The organism is Vibrio sp. LB10LO1 (assembly GCF_010092875.1).
GTDB lineage: Bacteria > Pseudomonadota > Gammaproteobacteria > Enterobacterales > Vibrionaceae > Vibrio > Vibrio campbellii.
The window spans coordinates 32,578-51,739 of sequence record NZ_JAADJW010000027.1 but is presented as its reverse complement, the minus strand read 5'-3'; the positions used below and the strand labels follow the sequence as shown (position 1 = coordinate 51,739).

General features: G+C 45.6%; 14 protein-coding genes. 2 read left to right on the top strand and 12 right to left on the bottom strand.

All coding sequences use genetic code 11. The features are described from left to right. Window positions 1–6 precede the first annotated feature (6 nt). The 9 genes from GXP65_RS18000 to GXP65_RS17960 form a co-directional block, all read right to left on the bottom strand. Window positions 7–2,472, bottom strand: a complete 2,466-nt coding sequence (locus GXP65_RS18000; protein WP_080765431.1) for a fimbria/pilus outer membrane usher protein — start codon at window positions 2,470–2,472, stop codon at window positions 7–9. A gap of 68 nt (window positions 2,473–2,540) precedes the next feature. Next, on the bottom strand, window positions 2,541–3,074 hold the full coding sequence (locus tag GXP65_RS17995; RefSeq protein ID WP_005429136.1) for a fimbrial protein: 534 nt from the start codon (window positions 3,072–3,074) through the stop codon (window positions 2,541–2,543). 332 nt (window positions 3,075–3,406) lie between these two features. After that, window positions 3,407–4,141 (bottom strand): helix-turn-helix transcriptional regulator, encoded by a 735-nt coding sequence (locus GXP65_RS17990; protein ID WP_045399826.1) that lies wholly within the window; start codon window positions 4,139–4,141, stop codon window positions 3,407–3,409. 391 nt (window positions 4,142–4,532) lie between these two features. After that, entirely contained in the window at window positions 4,533–5,333 is an 801-nt protein-coding gene (locus tag GXP65_RS17985) for a tyrosine-type recombinase/integrase (RefSeq protein ID WP_162093405.1), read from the bottom strand. A gap of 466 nt (window positions 5,334–5,799) precedes the next feature. After that, window positions 5,800–6,993: a mannose-6-phosphate isomerase, class I gene (gene manA / locus GXP65_RS17980; RefSeq protein ID WP_162093404.1), complete on the bottom strand. Its 1,194-nt coding sequence runs from the start codon at window positions 6,991–6,993 to the stop codon at window positions 5,800–5,802. A gap of 153 nt (window positions 6,994–7,146) precedes the next feature. After that, entirely contained in the window at window positions 7,147–7,746 is a 600-nt protein-coding gene (locus GXP65_RS17975; RefSeq protein ID WP_162093403.1) for a fructose PTS transporter subunit IIA, read from the bottom strand. 10 nt (window positions 7,747–7,756) lie between these two features. Further along, window positions 7,757–9,454: an alpha-amylase family glycosyl hydrolase gene (locus GXP65_RS17970; protein ID WP_162093402.1), complete on the bottom strand. Its 1,698-nt coding sequence runs from the start codon at window positions 9,452–9,454 to the stop codon at window positions 7,757–7,759. Window positions 9,455–9,463: 9 nt separating this feature from the next. Then, window positions 9,464–12,091, bottom strand: coding sequence for a glycoside hydrolase family 38 C-terminal domain-containing protein (locus tag GXP65_RS17965; protein ID WP_162093401.1), 2,628 nt, complete (start codon window positions 12,089–12,091; stop codon window positions 9,464–9,466). A 68-nt stretch (window positions 12,092–12,159) separates the two neighbouring features. Next, complete coding sequence (locus tag GXP65_RS17960) at window positions 12,160–13,566, bottom strand: fructose-specific PTS transporter subunit EIIC (RefSeq protein ID WP_045416206.1); 1,407 nt, start codon at window positions 13,564–13,566, stop codon at window positions 12,160–12,162. Window positions 13,567–13,738: 172 nt separating this feature from the next. Here GXP65_RS17960 and GXP65_RS17955 point away from each other — a divergent pair, with 172 nt between their 5' ends. Beyond that, the gene (locus GXP65_RS17955; protein WP_038890412.1) at window positions 13,739–14,386 is read left to right on the top strand and encodes a MurR/RpiR family transcriptional regulator; all 648 of its coding nucleotides are present in this window, start codon (window positions 13,739–13,741) and stop codon (window positions 14,384–14,386) included. 68 nt (window positions 14,387–14,454) lie between these two features. On the opposite strand, the gene GXP65_RS17950 is transcribed toward GXP65_RS17955, so the two are convergent. Together GXP65_RS17950 and GXP65_RS17945 are read right to left on the bottom strand one after the other, a co-directional pair. Beyond that, window positions 14,455–15,198, bottom strand: coding sequence for an oligogalacturonate-specific porin KdgM family protein (locus GXP65_RS17950; RefSeq protein WP_005429124.1), 744 nt, complete (start codon window positions 15,196–15,198; stop codon window positions 14,455–14,457). Window positions 15,199–15,422: 224 nt separating this feature from the next. After that, a complete protein-coding gene (locus GXP65_RS17945) occupies window positions 15,423–15,851 on the bottom strand; it encodes a Spy/CpxP family protein refolding chaperone (RefSeq protein ID WP_051118694.1) in 429 nt (142 codons plus the stop codon). 206 nt (window positions 15,852–16,057) lie between these two features. On the opposite strand from GXP65_RS17945, the gene GXP65_RS17940 reads away from it, so the two are divergent. After that, entirely contained in the window at window positions 16,058–16,366 is a 309-nt protein-coding gene (locus GXP65_RS17940; protein WP_162093400.1) for a 2Fe-2S iron-sulfur cluster-binding protein, read from the top strand. A 16-nt stretch (window positions 16,367–16,382) separates the two neighbouring features. Here the strand turns inward: GXP65_RS17940 and GXP65_RS17935 are convergent, their stop codons facing one another. Next, window positions 16,383–19,133 (bottom strand): M16 family metallopeptidase, encoded by a 2,751-nt coding sequence (locus GXP65_RS17935; protein ID WP_162093399.1) that lies wholly within the window; start codon window positions 19,131–19,133, stop codon window positions 16,383–16,385. Window positions 19,134–19,162: the final 29 nt, after the last annotated feature.

The following is a 19,162-nucleotide window of genomic DNA, read 5'->3' as shown; positions in this document are numbered from 1 at the left end:
TACTAATTAGTTATCACAATGAACGGAACGGATGACTTCTTGACTATTCAGAATCGAGTCATCAATGACTAAGTGACAGCTTTGGTTATCCCCCCAACTCACACTGATCTGTGAATCGAGATTGACGCCGACCAGATAAGCCGTTGAGTCTTGCCCAACAATGCCAATCTCTTGATCAAGTTCGTCATCAAAAACCAAGGCACCAAATGGAATCTCTTGTTCGCTTAGCAAGCGCGCCATAAAGTTACTGCCCTGACGTGCTTTAATTTTTTGATAGCCAATCGCGCCTTCGGTCAGCACCATGCTTTTCACGCTTCCAAGCACCTCAACATCATCAGGTAGTGATTTGTAATCGATGGTGTTGTAGCTCTTTTGATAAGGTGTCACACCGTTAATCAACGCCAAGCCAAACGCATTGGTTTCTTCGTTGTTGCTGCCGTTAATGGTGACGTTTGGTACATTCGAATCGATGAGAATGCGCGACGTGCCTGAGTTAAGTGCGCTATACGCCAAACCATGTTTTGAAAGCAACACCGTGCCCATCGCGTTGGCATTCACTTGGCTGTATGAATTGGTTTTGTAGCTGCCACCAACAGAAGTGGACATGAACGAGAAGTCGCGATTGTAGTTACCACTTACGCCGTTGGATTCACCTTCATAAACGTCGTAAGCCACGCGATAGTTCGAACCGTCATCGTTGTTGTAGCCCGAGTACGCAAGGCTTTGAGAGTAGTCTCCACCTCGAGAGTTGGTTTGTACTGAGACAGAGTTACTGCCACCAATAGGGATAGAGATTCCCAGCGACCAACCTTTTTCATCGATACTCGGCGAGTACTCATTAATACCCGACTCGTAGTCGTAGCTAAGGTAAGAGTCGTTCGACTGGTAGAGATTCATCGTCAAGTACAAGTCGATCCCGTTGATCTTCAACGGATGCGATATATTGATGTCGTATCGAGAACTGTCACGACGGTCGTCCCAGTAATTATTTGAGGAGTAAGAAACGTACGCACTGGTTGAGCCAAAACTTTGAGTCAGCGCGATGTACTTTTCATCTTTACGGTTGTTGTTCGCGGCATAGATGATGGACGAAGTGTGGTCATCATAGGACCTTAAATATTCATCAAATTCGTAGTACTGCTCTTCAGAAAAACGGTAACCAGCCACACGCAAACCCAAGCCGAAATCGGTCAAGGTGTTGTTGTAGGTAAAGCCATAAGACAAGCCAGATGCATCACTGTCATCACCCAACTTGGCTTGCGCAGTAGAGATATCGAAGGAAGCTGCGCCCAAGTAATTTAGGTTGATACCACTACCGATAGTGTAAGATTGATAATCTTCAGACAGCAATGTCGCAGAGAACAGCGACAGGTAGTTGTTCACACCATAGGACGCTTCTGCAGAAAAGAACTCTGGCGTGATCTCGTAAGAGTCACTGTCCGGCACACCCGCAGAAAGGCTGTAGCGTAGGTGATTTGGTCGCGTCAGATACGTGACGTCCGCACCGTTCACTTGGTAGCGTTGAATCGTACCATCAGCCTGTTTGACTTCGACATCCAACGTACCTTGAGAGGCTTGTGAGAGGTCATCTATCAGATACGGGCCTGCATTTACGTTCACCACTTTAAGCACATTGCCTTGCTGACGAATAGTGATCACCGCATTGGTGTTGACCGTGCCAGAAACCACCGGAGAGTAGCCACGCAAGTTCGATGGCAACATTTGATCATCGCTTTGCAGGCGTACGCCAGTCATTTGGAACGAGTCGTAGACGTCCGAACCAAACTGAGTATTACCAAACGTCAACTTCGACTTAATGCTGCGGATCGGCGCATAGCCATACAGTGAGGTGAATTCACCCGAATAGTTGTTGGAAGCTTGATAGTTTGCTCGGAAGCGAAACGCTCCAGCATTTAGCCCCACAATGCCATAGGTGGATAGATCATCATTCCAACCGTTTTCATCGTCTTGTTGGCTAGAAAAGTAGTTAACGTTGTAATCCAGATAGAGCGCGGCAATACCATCATCCCACAAACGATCTGGGACAAAGCCGTATTTGTACTCATTGGCGATGTATTCTTGAGGCGTGGTGATCTCTAAGCGAGCTTTACCAAGATCCGATGCCACCTTGGTATAGCCAACTTCTTCAAGTTGGTAGCATACTGCGTCACCGACGGATATCGCGTTTTCTTTATAGACTTTATATCCTCGTTCGCTTAGAGGAAGACTGTTCATTAATGCATCTGAGATGCAGGGTTTATTGTTATTAAAGACAATATTTTCTTTGGTTAAGAACTCTCCATTAATATAAACCTCTAGCTCATATTTACCGTCTTCCACAAAGTTCGCATTCGAAAACTTGCTTAAATCGACACTGTTTTCACTTCTTATAAAATAATTATTGAAGCTGGTCGCGTAAGAAAAAGAAGGAAAGGAAAGTACAATTATTAAACCGAGTAAATGACGACGCATTTTATCAACCAGTGTTTTTTATTAGAACGAGAGCTTTGGCAAAACGCCAAAGCTCTCTCAGCAACCGCTTATAGGTAAGTCACGCGTAATAGCGCCCATGATTCTGCAACACCAGCAGTTACAGGCGTTGCTGTCACGTCTACGTTCGCTTCATATGCCGCAGAGAACGACGCGATGTTTGTGCCGTCGATCAGTACGTTGCTTGCCGCTACGTCACCGTTGTTGATTGGGTTACCATCGTGAAGGATACGCACACCAATGCCCGTCGCGCCGCCTTCTACGCTGAACAGATTACCGGTTGTATCTGGGTTAGAATCGAATGTGAATTGTGCTGTTGTTGCCACACTCGTATCACAATCCGTCAACTTCACTTGGAAAGGCACTGGCGTAGAGCGATCGCCTTTCGCCTTAAAGATGTGTGTAGGCTGCTGACCAAGTTGGATCGTCTGGTCGATGCTGTCTGGAGATAGACCACATGCTGATTCTACGATTTCACCTTTAAAGTAAACGTTAGTCGTGTTTTCTGCCAAAGCAGGTGTTGCAGACATTAGTCCAAAAAGAAAAGTTGCTGCGATTGATGAGCGAATGAATTTAGCTTTCATTTTTAAATCCCGTGTTTTTAGCGAATAAATGCAGATAAGAAATCATTATTTCCTATATGTGCAATTTGGTTTTTAATTAATATGCGGATGGAATAATATTATTTCCAACTCGATGTATTTGTATAAAGATACAAACTTGATGATTTTTGGTTAGCGTGAAATATACTTAAATCTAAACCATTAATTTCTCCCTAGGCTGATCGCTCCTTTTCATCAAGAAATTAAGGTATTCTTGTCATGAGCCTATAATTTATTTATCTGTTCCCTTTCACATTCATCCAATTAAACGTTTACTCGAAGATAGTTATTACTCAGTATCTACTCCGTGAAAATTAAGCGTTGTTTGAGTGGTTCCAAGAGCGGAGTGTTAATAGCTCGCCTAAGACGTAATCTGCCCCCGCAGAAAACACTCCTGTTTTTACACTCACCTCTTCCAACTGAAGAACCCTGGCTTTTTTGAGCGCCTTCTTCTCTGGTGCCACCATCAAAAAAAGCCGGGCTCGACTCGCGTACAAAAGCTCAATTAAGCGCTCTATTGAAGAGAGTAACGCCGAGTAGGTAAGGCTCTCTGAATGCATGAGAATGAATGCATCCCCTTCCACTCGATAGGTGATGGACGCCAAGGCACACCCAGCCACTGACCATTGCTCTGTGAGCTCTCTGCCACTTAAAAACCGCTCATATTCGGTGATAGCGCAAAGTTGCTTTAAAAACTGACGCCCACTGCCCTTTTCATTCAAACGCCGCCACTTTCCATTTCCCTCAGGAAGATGAACCAAGCCGTAGTTTCCATAGCGAAAACGTTCAAACCTTTTTATCAATTGAGGTTTGTTAGGAAAGCAGCATGATTTGAGTTCATCTACACTGTTTTCAAGCACTCTTAGAATTTGAACCATACGCTCTGCCGTTGGTTGTACCTTCTCGCTCTCCCAGCGAGATAATGCGTTAACATCCAAACCGACAAACAAGGAGAAAGGGAAATGACGTAACCGTTCAACTAACTCTCTCTGTGACCACCCTCTGCGTTTTCGTGTGATTCGAAGGTGTTGAGAAAAGTTCGTCTCCACCTTTACCTCCAAATGCCTTAATTGACTTATGAATCAAGCAGTTAAATAGGCATGCAAAAGTTAGGCAATATGGACATGCCCTGTACGTTTGAAGTTCACGAAAGATAGAATATGCCCCAAGTTAGTTGAGGTCATCTTCCTGAAAAATAAAAGGAAAGACTCAAAAAAGCATTTTGATTCAATGGTAAAGAACGAATACCGTATTACGGAAGCGTTTTGCTAAGAGCAATCAGTTTTCTATAGAAAACGAATGGATTGCCATAGAAATACCCAATAAATGGGCGTGAAAAATCCCCCCTCATTGTGAGAGTTTAAGGTGCAAGGCACTAGAAATCCTGAGGTCGCTCTGGCTTCCTCAATGTATAAGGTGGGTAAATGGTTTTGCGATTAGCTAAGCAAAGAAGTAGTCAAACAGCCGCAATTGTGCCCGCCTGGTATCTTCATCGGATATGCCTATGTACCTCAGTGTGGTTGAGACCGATTGATGCCCAATGATGGTAGCAACCAAACCGATGTCCATATCACTGGAATGATAAAGGTGACGAGCAAAGATTTTACGCAAGCTATGGCACCCAATTTTGTGCTGACGTAATTCCTCAATGCAGCAAGATAAGCACGAGAATACGCGCCAACAAGCTTGCCTTGAGATAACGCCGCGTTGCCTTTTAGCTCGGTTACTGGCTAATGTCGCCCGTGAAAAAATCAGGCCGCTATCCTTGCCCTGCCATAACTTTCGACGCTTTTTCAGCGCGGTCAAGGTTCGTGAACTGAGATAAGCCACTCGCTTTTTGACCGGTGCGTTCTTTGTCGCTTCTTCCAATCTCACTTCAATACTGTGCTTCCAGCTGCGAGGGACCAGATTAACGATGTTCCGGTAATCACAAACGTAAACAGACAACAGCTTCGCATGGTCACGTTTGTAATAGTTGAGCAATTCATTTTTAACGCTTTTCAGTACTTTATGACGCGCCCTAGCTTGACGAGCAAGCGTCCCTTTACTCTCAATTACTGTCACTTCACCAGATTCAAAATTAATATTGTCGTAGCTCAGCTTGGTGATATCGGTAATTCGTAATCCCGTTTCAATGCCTATTCGCCATATCAGCCAATAAACTTCGTCATGATGACGCTTAAGGTATTTTTCTGCTTTCTTTACAACGCGCTTATCGCTAATTGCTTGCACAGTACTCATGCATATACCTTCCGTTATAATCATTTATATTTAAAATATAGACCAAGCAAACATAAGCACCCCAAATAAGAACCGTACCTAATAACATGTTCTCAATAAAAACGATGGGGGATATTTCTTTAATAACACAAATTAACAATGGCTCGCCGAATGCCATCCCATTCGTATTCACTCTAACGACTATATCAACTCGTTTTCAATTACTCACAATGGTGGTTTGATGGCTAAATCCATAATTTAGTTTGATAAATGATCTAATTTGCTAACCATACTGACTTTTTTATCAAAAAGATGACGGTTTATTTGGTGATATGAACGGCATTTCGGTGACGCAGTTGGTGTATTTTTGTGATCAAGCGCAAAGAGGGAAGTTATGGAAGGAAGGTCACACAGCTTAAGGCGTGGTTTATGTAGGATCTGCTGCAAGAGAACAGATCCTCTAAGTGTTGTTCTCGATGTTTTTCGATTAGTTGAAAGCCCTCGCTACCTGCCCGCTTCCAGATATTTGATACTGCTGTGCCGCGCAGCAAACAAACATAGACTCCCCTGCCTGCAAGGTCACGTGTTCCCCTTGGCTAATGACGCAGACCTCTCCCTGCAAACAAAAAAGAATCTCTGGCCCACGGACGAACTCCGTCAGTGCTTTATGGGATAACGAAAGCAATTCAAAGTTAAAATCTTCGACAGGGATAGGGAAACCCACCTTGTGCTCTTTCACAATAGGAGAGAGACGAATCTTTTCCAACTCGGTGGCTTCAAAACGAGTGTTGTCCATTAGCTCAGGTAAATCCATATGCTTTGGTGTGAGGCCCGCGCGAAGCACATTATCAGAGTTAGCCATCAGCTCTAAGCCAACACCCTGAACGTAAGCATGCGGCGTTTCAGCATGAAGAAACATCGCTTCACCTGGCTCTAGCTCAACAATATTCAACATGAGTGGAGAGAACAGACCAACATCATCACTAAACTCGGTAGCAAACTCGCGAATTAGCTCAAACGTTTCCCGAGCTTTCAGTGTTCGGCAAGGTGCGCATATGGCTTGGTTTAATTGCTCTAACGCTAATGATTTATCCTCCCCCTCTAAACTCATAACTTGAGCAAAGAAGCACTTTAATCCCTGTTCATTTGTAGATGCTTTCAGCTGCACCAACGCTTGTTTAAGAACCGTGATTCTCGCCTGCTCAAACAAAGAGATGATGTCTTCAACCGAACGAAATCCGTTCATCGCCTTGTAGAAGGTAAGTGCGTAAACCAACTCTGGTTTGTGGTTGCCATCTTTGTAGTTGCGAGCCGAGTCATTAAGTGCCAAACCAACGCGATTTTCTTTCTCGAAACCGATTTTTGCTTTAGACAACTTAGGATGCACTTGGACCGAGAGCGGCTTAGCGGCAGCCAGTACTTTAAATAAGAATGGCAACTGCCCGAAGCGCAGGTCTGTGTAGTCCCCAAGCGCATGTGCCGGAGATTGCTCAATAAGTTGTGCCAAGGTTAATTCAGAGCCGACCAATCGCGAGCAGCCATTAGGGTGAGCCCCCATCCAAAGCTCAGCTTGCGGTTGAGATGTTGGATTCTCAATACCGAATAGCTCGGTGAGCGCAAATTGGCTTCCCCAAGCGTAATTTTGGATAACATTCTCTAGTTTAAATAGATTTTTCTTCATATCAGCGAAATTTTGGATGTACGAAACCCCACTCAAAATGAGCGTGATTTAAAAAACGAGGGGGACATGACGAGGAAAAGGTGCAAATCTACATTGCGACTTTTCCCTCTATGACTTGGCTGGCTTCACAATATCCACCAGCCAACGATTCGATTAGAGCAGTAAGAACAAAAATGCCGAGATGATGACACCAATGCCTAGCACTACTGGATAAGCAATACTGCTGATGTCTTTTGCGACATTCTCTTGTTGCGCCGATTCAGCTTCTGATTGTTCAACTTGAGGCTCGCTATCAGCATCATCTTCTCCAAATAGCGCCATGATCTCTTGAGTAGTGCACGCAGCGAGTAACTGGTCACGGAAATCATCATCAACCAGCGATGAGGTCAACGTAGTGAGCACCTCCATGTGTGTCGATCCCGCCTCTGCTGGCGGAATCGCTAACAAGAAAATCATGTTGACTGGTTCATCACCATCTAGACCTTTCCACATCAGCTCATCTTTGACAAATGCACATGCGAAGACGGGCTCTCTCACTGCCTCTGACTTGCCATGAGGCACGGCTAAGTATTCTCCGAGGGCCGTCGGTCCCTCCTCTTCGCGCTTTAATACCGCTTCAAGAAATTGTGCTTTATTAGTAAGTTTGCCTGTTTGTTCAAGCTTGTCCGTCAGTGCATTGATGGCGCTGAAGCGATCTTCAAACACAGCATCAAGCATGATCAGCTCAGGAGTTGTAAGTTGGGCAAGTTTCATGATGTGTTCCTTATTTTTGCTGTGTCAGCCAAACAAACTGGTACGGCGCCAACTCAAATTCTGTTGGCATCAACTGTTCACTAATCAGGTCAAAGCCAGAATCCGCTAACACAACAGCTTGAGCTTGTGATGTCAGATTAACCGCAAATCGAATGGCTTCTTCACCATCGCCACGTTGCAATGCAAAGATACCATCACCCAAATTCAAGACTTGTTGCGAAGCCTGTGGTGAGAATGCGGCGTATTGCTGACGAAGGTTCAATAAGTGCGTCATTGACTTGAATACTTTTGAGCGCAGTGAGTCTTCATTCGCCAACTCACTTTCTAGCTTAGATAAATCCAACTTTTCACGGTTGATGCGTCGGTTAATCCCTGAATCGAGCATACCTTGCACATCATTTTCGCTACCCAACAAGCTGTGGTAATAAATCGCGGGTACACCGATGAATGACAGTAAGATAGATTGAGCTGCGATGAATTTTTTCGCTTTGTCGTCAATGCTGTCAGTCGGCTCGGTAATCGCGCTGAGGTAGTTAATATTCAGCTCATAAGGTGATTGGGTTCCATCACCGTTATTTTTGTAGTTCACTCGACCGCCTTTGCGCTCGACTTGCGCGCACATCATTTGGCGGTCTTCATCCGTCAGTATGCCTTCCGTTGGACGAACCCCAATCCCATCGTGACTAGCAAGGAAGTTAAAGTACGTAGTTTTATCACCTTGAGCGAGTCGCGCCATCGCTTCATTTGTCAGCGAAGTCGCCCATTGCGTCAATGTCTCGCTATTTTCACTCATCAAAGCGTGCAGCGTTAATGGCGGCAGTGGGAATTGATAAACCATGTGCGCTTCATCGCCAGCCCCAAAGTAGGATACATTCTCTTTGTGCGGCACATTGGTCTCAGTGATCAACAATGTTCCTGGCATCACTTCATCCAAAATGATTCGCCATAGCTTGATGATTTCATGCGCTTCTTCTAGGTGAATACATGTGGTTCCGAGCTTTTTCCAGATAAAACCAATCGCATCAAGACGAATCGAGCGTCCACCGTTCGCCGCGTACATCAACAAGATATCGATGCTTTCTAAAAGCACTTTCGGGCTGTGGAAGTTAATGTCGATTTGATCGTCCGAGAAAGTCGTCCACACATGTACAGTCTCACCCGATGCCTTGCTAAACGGAGTGTGGAGCGGCAACGCACGGGGGCGCGTTACACTTGAATAGTCAAGGCTCGGATCAGACTCTACAAAGTAGTCTTGGTATTTCGCATCACCCGCTAGGTAACCTTGGAACCAATCGCTGCTCTTAGAGATATGGTTGATGACACAGTCGTACATCAGGTCAAAGTTCTCAGATAGTGCATTCAATTGCTCCCAATCACCGAGATTAGGGTCCACCTGACGGTAATCAACCACACTAAAACCATCATCCGAGGTGTAAGGGAACATTGGCAAAATGTGAATGTTGCTCAACGCCCCTTTCAAGTGGCGGTCAGCGAATGTCTTCATCGTCGCCAGCGTGGGTTCCGCTTGAGTAGAAAAGCTGTCGCCATAGGTGATCAAGTAAGAGGTACGTTGGTCCACCCAATTTTGATATTGCGGTGCTTTGTCTTGCCACTTTTTCATTAGAGCAAGAATATCATCGGTAATTTCTGTCGCGCTGGCCTCGCCATATAGCTTGGCAACTTTGTTGTAAATCGAATTAGCAATCATGATTCTCTCCTACTTCTCTTTGCTACCAAGCGTTAAACGCACATCTAAGCTGTTATTCGGGCGCACAATGTAAGCGCCCTCGAGTGGCTGCTCGCGATAGTTCACCAATTCAACGTCTGCAAAATGCTTCAGCGAATCAAGGTCAAGCTCGATTGGGCTCTCAGTTGGGTTGAATACGCGTAGAATGATCGCATTATCACGGTAGAAAGAGGGTCCTAAACTGGACAGTTCCAGCGCCTGCGGTAATGAGAACAGACTGAATGAAGGTGAATGCTGTCTCGGTTCAAAGCGAACTTGGAAGCGTTCGAGACGATTTTCAAAACTGTTCAGCGATTGTTTTTGGTACCCAAAAGGTTGGTCCAAATAACGGCGTTCTAACTGACGAATGGCCTTGTGCTGGGCGTTATCACACAGAGCCAGAGCAAAGCTAAAGCTCATCGCTTTTTGAAGTTGAGCATCAGGCGTATATACCACTGTGTTGTTGATGCCAGATGCACGCCCCGGACGCCATAACAAGTCATCCTTCCCAAGTCTTCCGGTCGACTTAAACAAAGTCAGTGCGATCTTATCGCTTTCTGAGCCTTTCAATACCTGAAACTCTTTAAGGCCACGCCCCGTTATAATCAAAGCTCGCTCCGACTCAGCAATCGCTACAGAACCATCTGTGGTTTCAATATCGACAGGACACTCTCGGTACTTTTCACGCCATTGCGCTAGGTCGGGAGCAACAGGACGCTCCATCAGTGCGAAAGGTTGAGTGCTGATCGAAGTATCAGTCTGAAGATCTGAGTTAATCAGAACGCGTATACGGTGATCGCAAGTGTTGTTCACTGTGTTGATATCAAACAGAAGCTGGGACTCACCACTAACCAGACTCATCGTAATGTCGAAGACCGCTTGTCTATTCTGCTCACCACTTTGTCGTGCCGTCAGATCGTGCGGCACTACTAACGTTGCTCGAACAGATAAGCTTTGTTGCGTTTCACCAACCGTACATGACAACCACTCAAGCGAAGTGCTGTAGTTTGGTGTATCACCTTCCAGTGGTGAGAAATCGTAGGAGTCGCCATCGTCGGCTTGCTCTTCAAACGTCAATAATTGCTCGATAACGCGGCCATTAATTTTGTCTTCTAAACGCAATTGGCCTTGCTCTAAAGAAACTCGCAATGCTTGGTTTTCGATCACCGTTTGCTCGCTGTTCACTTGCTCTGCATTGGCTTGCTCACAAGCTTGAACTTCAAAAACGCGATACCCCATGGCAGGTAATTCAGAAACAAACACATTAAGCTCGAATCGGTAGTATGGTGGGACGTCGACTTCCTTCTCGCCGTCTTTCGTTACCTCAATGATCTTACCGCCACTCAATGTTTCTTTCTTGAGCACTTCAATCGGCAGAGGCTGGCCAGAATCCAGAACCGAAATGTTCTCGCTCGCACTAAATACAACCGCTTTGACCATCCCGTTGTAAGGTGTCATTTGACCGTTGAATAACATCAACTCATCATCATGACATGCACTGGCAATCTCTTTGATAACGAGGTTGTAAAGGCCGTGACAAATCTCTTCCGCTTGCTTGAGACGATGCATGATATCGGCGTTGGTGGCATCGCTATTACATCCACCCATGCTGTCATGGGCATGACATTCAAGGATTTTTTTCCAAGCGATATCGACTAACTCAGTGTGTACGGTAATACCTTGAGCTTTCGCGATGGCGATCACCACTTCAAGCTTCTTCAATAAGAACTGTTCAATTTCAAAGTTGAGTTTCTTGATGTCATAACGGACTGAACCAATGGTTTTATGGATGCGCGTGTAGCGTGGCAACTTGAACTCACCTTGGTATGTCTCAAACGCTTGGTCATTATCACGTAGCACATCAACAAACGCTTCCATCGATGAAATCACGTAAACATCTTTACCCGAGCGCTCAGTCGCAGCTTGTAAGGTTTTTGGTAACTCAGGGTCGATATTCACTTGGTCACCACCCGATGGAATCAACACTTCATCCAAACCTGAGAGTGATTTGATCTTTTCTACCATCGGGAAGATTTTCTTATCCAGATGATCAGGCGTTGCATTGATGTTCTTCGCTGCTCCATAACCATGAACTAGGTTGTAAGCATAGATCTCATCGCCCCCAGTCGAACGCCAGAAGAAGTGCGATTTTTCAACCTGCTGGTCATAATCAATACCGCGCCAGAAGATAATGTTATCGATACCCATGCCTTTAAAAATGGTAGGCATTTGCGCGTTATGACCGAAGGTATCTGGTAAGTAGCCCACCTTCATACTGTGGCCAAGTTCCTCAGCGATATGCATACCGTATTTCAAGTTACGGATGATCGATTCTGCGGCGACGTTGTAGGTATCGGTTTGTGTGTACCATGGTCCAATAAACAGTTTCTTCCCTGAAACCAATTTAGCCATGCGATCCTGCATGTAAGGTAGGACTTTAAGATAATCTTCCACAATAGAGGACTGGCCGTCTAAGTGGTAACAGGTATAAGCCTCGGTGTTTTCAAGCGTTTCAATTACTTTTGTAAAATTGTAAGTCGCGAGTACATCACTATCCTGTTGGGTGAAATACCACTCACGATCCCAGTGAGTGTGAGGAATTACGTGTACTTTAGCCATTGGCGTTGTCTCTAAATCTTGGTCTGAATTTTATTGGAGGAAGACGCATCTTCCTCCGTTGAAAATGGTTAAGCTTGAGTAGGCTGAGGTTTAGTGCAAAGCAGCAGAGCCACAGCAATAAACAGAGAGCCGGCAATAACAGAAATGGTGTAGCTCACAGGGTCAGATGATAGGAACCATCCCCATACTGCCGGTAATGGCAAGCTTTGGAATACGTTGAGCACTACAGCTAACTGCGTACCGATGATGGAACCTAAGATCATGATTGGAATCATCTTCGGGTTCTTTAGGATGAATGGAATCGCCCCTTCTGAAATGCCAATTAAGCCCAGCATCAAAGATGTTTTACCGACGGTTTGCTCTTCTGGAGAGAACACTCGCGGACGGAATTTGCCATCGAGTAAGGCTGCAAGGCCAACACCGATAGGCGGGATAACGATGCCCAATTCACGGGCAATCAAATCAAAACCTTCGCCCATGCCATTAAGACCTAACGCCACTGAGCCTGCGGCTTTGTTGATTGGTCCACCCAAGTCAAATGCAGTACCTGCCGCAATGACCATCGAGTAAATACCACGGCCTGCATCACCCGCTTCGGTAAACAGGTTAATCATGGCGATGTTCAAAGCCCCAAAGAATGGATTGATGACGTATTCCATCGTCAGCACCATCACCACACCCGTAATCGCCGGGACCACAAGCATGGTTTTCAACGTGGTAAGCTCTGATTTCACTTTGATCGTGTCGTTCAAGAAACGTACGAGATAACCAACTAGGAAACCAATTGCGATGGCGCCAAAGAAGCCAGAAGGCGCCCAACCCTCGAGGTCGAAAAAGCGTTTGTACACTTCGTCACTCATCACGCCGCCAATAAAGGCAGGGATCAGAGCGGGTTTACCAGCGATAGAATAGGCGAGGTATGCAGCAAAGATTGGGTACATGAACTTAATGGTCATGAAGCCCAATTTATCCAAGGTTTGAATCGGAGTGCCGGAGATATCTATGAACTCACCGGTTATCTTGGCAACCGCCATTAGAAGACCGCCTAAAACCACGACAGGTAGCATGTAGCTGATACCTGTCATGATGTGGCCGATCGCGACTTGATACGCCGAGCGCTTTTCTTCAATTGGAAGCTCACTCAATGCTGCCGACTTTTCTTTGCCTCGTTGGAAAACCGTTGGCAACAAAGCATCCACATGTTTGATCAACTCTTGAGTTCGCACTTTTAATGGGTTGGCATTATCAAAGCGCTCCATGTCCATGATGGGTACGTCAACGGCTAGCACGACACCATCAGCGGTTGCGATATCGTGAGCAGTCAATCGGTTTTTCACACCATCGCTGCCTTGGGTTTCCACTTTGACTTCATAGCCATGCTTATCAGCCCAGCTTTTGATTTTTTTAGCTGCCATAAAGGTATGTGCAATGCCTGTAGGGCAGGCGGTGACTGCAACCAGCTTCTTTTTACTCATGGGTCTATACCTTGTTATTTTTTACTGCGGACAGTATATGAACCCCAACTCGGCTCAGATATTGTTTCCTCATACAACTCACGTATCACGATACATCTGTGATCCGACGCAAAGACAACGCGGCCATTTTCAAGCGTAATACCGACAGTTTTCTCAATAATAGTCAAAAGCGATGAACACTTTTCGAGGCATAGAGCGCGTTATCTACGAGTATCTGATTGGGCACGCCAGTCAGCTGCATGAGATCTCGGCAAAGACCATAGCCAACAAGGCACTTACCACTACAACTTCGGTCAATCGGGTTTGTAAAAAAATGGGGTATGCCAGCTACACAGAGTTGCGCTATAAATTGGCAAATGAGTTGAAAGAACAGGCACAAAACCTAGAGGGTGAAGAGTGCGAGCAAAGTGTCATTTCACAAGTGGCAAAGACACTGAGTGGCTCCCCTGTTGTGTATCTGTACTCTCGCGGGGCATCGATTGTGAGTGTGAACTATTTGTCGCGCTTTCTTTCTCTGGCGAATATTCCTCACTTGGTGATCACAGATATCCACCAGCTAACGCGGGCTGAGCTCGGAACGCTCTTGTTAATCAGTAAATCTGGGGAGACACAAGCCGTTGTAGAGATGGCGCACAACGCCAAAAGAAAAGGTCTTAAGGTGATGGGAATCAGTCGAAAAGGCTCTACATTAGCGCAATCGAGCCACCTGAATATTCCTTTGGAGGAGCAAGTGGATGGCATTTCTCTCTATAGTCGAGAGTCGCAAATCCATATCCTTAATATCGTTGATAAAATCGGCAAAGAGCTGCTCACTTTTTAATTCGCCTCTGCTCTTATTTCCGATCAAAAAAAGCGGTCAATGACCGCTTTTTTTGATTTCTTTCGTTACTACAGGTTCATCACAAAACCTAAGCGCACTGCGTAATCGTTCTCACGGTTACCTTGTTCATCCACGTAGGTTTCATCGACAGAAACCAGCTCCATGTATGGCGTCCAAGTTTCATTCAACTTGTAGTTAACCATGATCGTGTGCTCCCAGTAATCATCTCGACCAGTGCCTTGATCTACGCCATCTTGGTAACGGTATCGAGGGTTGTACATAAGACCCACATCGCCGAAGTTTTTCGAGATCCAAAGATCAAACTGGTTAGAAGCACCACGAGTGGTACCAGAACCATCAAGGTAGTTTTTACCATTCGCATCGTTTGACCAGTTGTAGCGGTAACGCCCCGTTAGAGACACGCCATTGTCAAACGTCGTACCAAGCTTTAGATAAGGTCGGTATTCCGTCCAGTTCGGGGCTGTTACCATCACCAAACCTGGCGCCCAATACCAATCTTCACCAAGATCAAACTTGTAAGTTGCTTCAAATTCCTGTGCCGCTGCCTTCAAGCCATTCTTATCTGGATCATTAGAGTCATTACCAGCAAAGTAACCATCATTGTGGATTTGCGCGGCTTCGGCACTAAAGTAAAAACCCGTATCGAAAGTATGCATAAATTTCACACGGCTATCGCGAATATCAGACGCGGTGTTGTGACCAAAACGTACATCCAGCTTGGTCTCACCAGCAAAGGTAGGTAGGGCTGTCACTGCAACAAGAGTAGAACACAGTAGGGCTTTTGTTTTCATTTTAGACCTTTATATTGTCGTTAATAACTGATTCGCCGCCACTATATGCCCGTGAGTTTTACACTGTAAAAAGTATCATCGTACAATCGATGTATGCCGATTCGACTTGAACTTGAATCACACTAAAATTCTGCTTTTTCCTTCTGTTTCGCTGCAATTTAACGCATAAAAAAGACTCCCATTAGGGAGCCTTGGTTTAAATAGGGGGAAATAAAAATCTGTGTTTACTGAGCGTCTTTTTGCAGTGCTTCAAATTTCTTCAGTTGCTCTTGCTGACGCTTTTCTAATGTCGCTTTCTGCTCTGCTGTCAGTACGTTGTAGATATCGTGCTGTGCTTTCAATTGTGCCAATTGTGTATCAAGCTGTTTTGCATGTGCTTGTTTGATCAGCTTCGTCGCTTTCACTTCATCAAATGATGATGCTTTCACTAACTTCTCAAATTGCTTCGCGCTCTCTTGAACCGCTTTAGGATCTTGATTACCCGCCAGCTCGCTGCTCAGTTTGATTTGAATCTCTTCGATTTTCGCTTGTTGCTCAGTCGTGATGCTTTCTAGACCAAATGGCTTTGGTGCCACAGGCTGCGCTGGTGCAGATTCTGCGAATACATTTGCGCTGCTTAGGAGTAGAATTGTCGACAATAGGTAGCGTTTCATTGGGGGAACCTTTTTTACTTCAATTTGGAGTTAGGTGAGACCGAGGCGATACCACATGGTTTCCTACATCGAATCAATATGAGACTTTCGTTCACAAAACTGAGTAAGTTAAAAATTGAACGGAACTTTAAAACAATTGAGTGATGACTTCGTCTTTTTCCAACGATTGACGTCTTAGTCATTGTTTAACTTGAATCTAAGCGCTTATGTTTACTTTTACACCAGCAATCATCGAGATTGATACCCATAAAATCACTCTGTCACCTGACGACCAAAATTTGGTTGAAGTCGCACGTAAGGCCAAAGTGAATATCGCCGCGCCTTGCTTGAAAAACCATCGTAAACACGGATGCTGCCATGCTTGCAAAGTCGAAGTGGATGGGAAGCCACATTACGCCTGTAAGGTAAAACCGAAATCGGGGATGAAGGTGGTGGTGCGTCGCCCTGATCTCGATACGGCGCGAAAAGAGGCGATAAAAGCCTACAAGCAGCAAATCAAAACGGGCGACCATTGAGTCGCCCTTTTGCTGATTATTGTTTTGGATTGAGGATAATGGTGGTGCGTTTCGCTTTGCTGCCGAACGCTTGAAGTGCTTTGGCTTGCACTTCTTTCAGCGTCACACTTTGCGCAGCTTTATCAACATCTAGCAACACATCTAATCCGTAGTCGTGCACTAAATAACGAGTATATGCCCAGCTGCGTTGCCCCGGATTGTCATCCATGTCCTTCATAGAAACAGAAAGCTGTTTCGCGGCAATATCGACTTCTTGTTGCGTGATGTTTTTCGCTAACGCATCGAAGATCTTGTCTAACTGTGCATCCATCTTACTGACGTCTCTAGGATCGATTTGCGATTCAAAGAACCAATCTGAAACCTGCTCTCTGTCTTGCGTAATCGGATAAATACTCGGGCTGTAATCCAAGCTTGCTTCTTCACGCAATTGATCTGTTACTCGTGCTGCCGCAATGCGTTGCAACATGTCCTCGATCACCGTATCACGCGCGGTTCTTGGTGACTCGTGCTTGTTAGTTAAACGCAGCAAGTACAACGACGACGGCTCATTCCCTTCCGCCATCACTAAGCGGCTTTTAGCGTTAGGTTGAAACGCGACATGATAATCCACCGCCTCCCCCGTTCTGAGGTCAATGGATGCCACGTACTTGCGCAGCAATGGTGTAATTTGTTCTGGCTCAACGTCCGCCAAAATCACCATTTTAAAGCCACGATTCACCTTAAATAACGCATCATGCACGGCAAATACTTGCTCTTTGGTTACCTCATCCGCGCCATGAGTTAATAGCAAGCGGTGGCGACTGTTAGGTAAGTAGGCATTTTCATTCGCCGCTTTAACCCATTTACCCATTGGTGATTCAAAGAACGAGCGACGTTGCTGCACATACTCACGCTTCACCGCGTCGAGTTGGCGCTCATCAACTTTAATTTGCGTTGCCACGTTGTACAAACCGTTCATTGCACTGGCTAGGTGCGCTTTGGGCGCTATAACCTCGATACCATGATTCGTCGGCCCCAGAATCGGGAACAGTGAAATGTCGTTTTTGCGCAAGTAGCTATCCAGCTCCGCGCCTGAGAAATCGCCTAAGCCACTGCGTGCAGCCGACATTGTCGCCACTTCAAAAGCAGGATAGAGCGATTTATCAAGTGCCGCTTTACCACCTTGGCTCACTAAATATACGTATGCGCGGTTAGCGGCTTTTTCATCTTTTTGGAACCAAACTTCAATGCCATTTGAGAGGGTGTAAACTTGGAACCCGCCCTTCTCTTCACGCACGTTAATAATGTCACCTTCTTGGCTCGGCTGAATAAAGCCATCTGTCTTAGCGTACATTTCCAACGGCTTTTCACCAGCTTGTGCATAAGCGGCGCTGAGCAATGCAAACTCACCAGCGAATTGCTGCTTACTTTCCGTTTTACCCAAACCAATCACAAAGTTTGCTGGCTCAGCAAGCAAATCTTCAAGTGCTTGGTTGGCATGGCTAAGATCATTGTCTTTTACAAAAGTAGTCAGGCTTTGCTTGTAACCGTCTTTTGATGGGAACACCGAATCGCGCTCCAGTTGGAATACGCGAGCCTCTGCGTAACCTGCTGGCTTACGTTTCGCCCAATCCGAGTCGAGGTTGTTCAGCTCGCCGTACCAACTCGACATTACGTTCTCAAGCTCTTGTTGCGTGACACCATAATCACGCAAAGACGTCAGTGTATTGAGGAAAATTTGCTGAATATTGTCGCGACGCTCCGGAGCAAACGAGACACCTGCCGACATCATGCGGTGATAATTAGACGAGTAAGGCTGTGCATATACGTATTGGAAAGATTCAGCGGCGTTATTAAACACCGTCAGCAAACGTTGTTGAATAAGCTGAGCGCTCAGTTCATCTTGCCACGCTGCATGTTGCTGCTGCACCGTTTGTCGCGTGACAGAGTCTCGGTCGATGATCAGATGTAAGCTTGGAGACTCCATCTGGCTACTTGGCAGAATACGGTTAGCGTTGTTCACTCGTATATCACGACGATTTTCGAGCTCGATATCAGAGGTGCTTTCCCAGTTAGAGAACTTTTTCTCGATGATCTTGGTGATCGACTCAACATCGACATTACCGGTAATGATCAACTCGGCATACTGCGGTTGATACCACTTGTCATAAAACGTTTTTAACGCCGGAGAGGTGGTATTTTCAATTGAGCTGCGCGTGCCAATTGGATCATGATCCGCATAAGGCGTCCCCTCAATAGAAGCTTGATAAGCATTGAATGCTAACGCTTTATCATCAGGACGAGAGCGTCGCCACTCCCCTAGAATCACCCCTTTTTCTTTTTCTACCTGCGTTGGGTCAAACTCAATACCATCACTGATGTCACGCATCCACGTAAGCGCTTCATCTAATTTACTTGGGTTGGCAAGGTCGAGCTTATAAGTCGTCTGCTGGTAAGTGGTGGTGGCATTAATGTCAGCCCCAAAACTGCCACCAGATGCTTCAAACAACTTCACCACATCATTGCCAGAAAAGTGCGTACTGCCGTTAAATGCCATGTGTTCGATAAAGTGTGCATAGCCTTTTTGGTTGGCTTCTTCTTGGAACGAACCAACATTCATCATCAAACGTACTGAAACTTCCTCATCTTGAGTTGGGTAGATGTGGTATTTCATCCCGTTGGCAAGTTGGTCGACCGTCCAATTTGGATCGGCTTGGAGAGGTGTAGATTGGGGAGTCAGAGCACACCCTGACAGCAATAAGGCGGGGAATAACAACGTGCTACGCATAACTATCGTCCCTAATAAAGATTAATTGA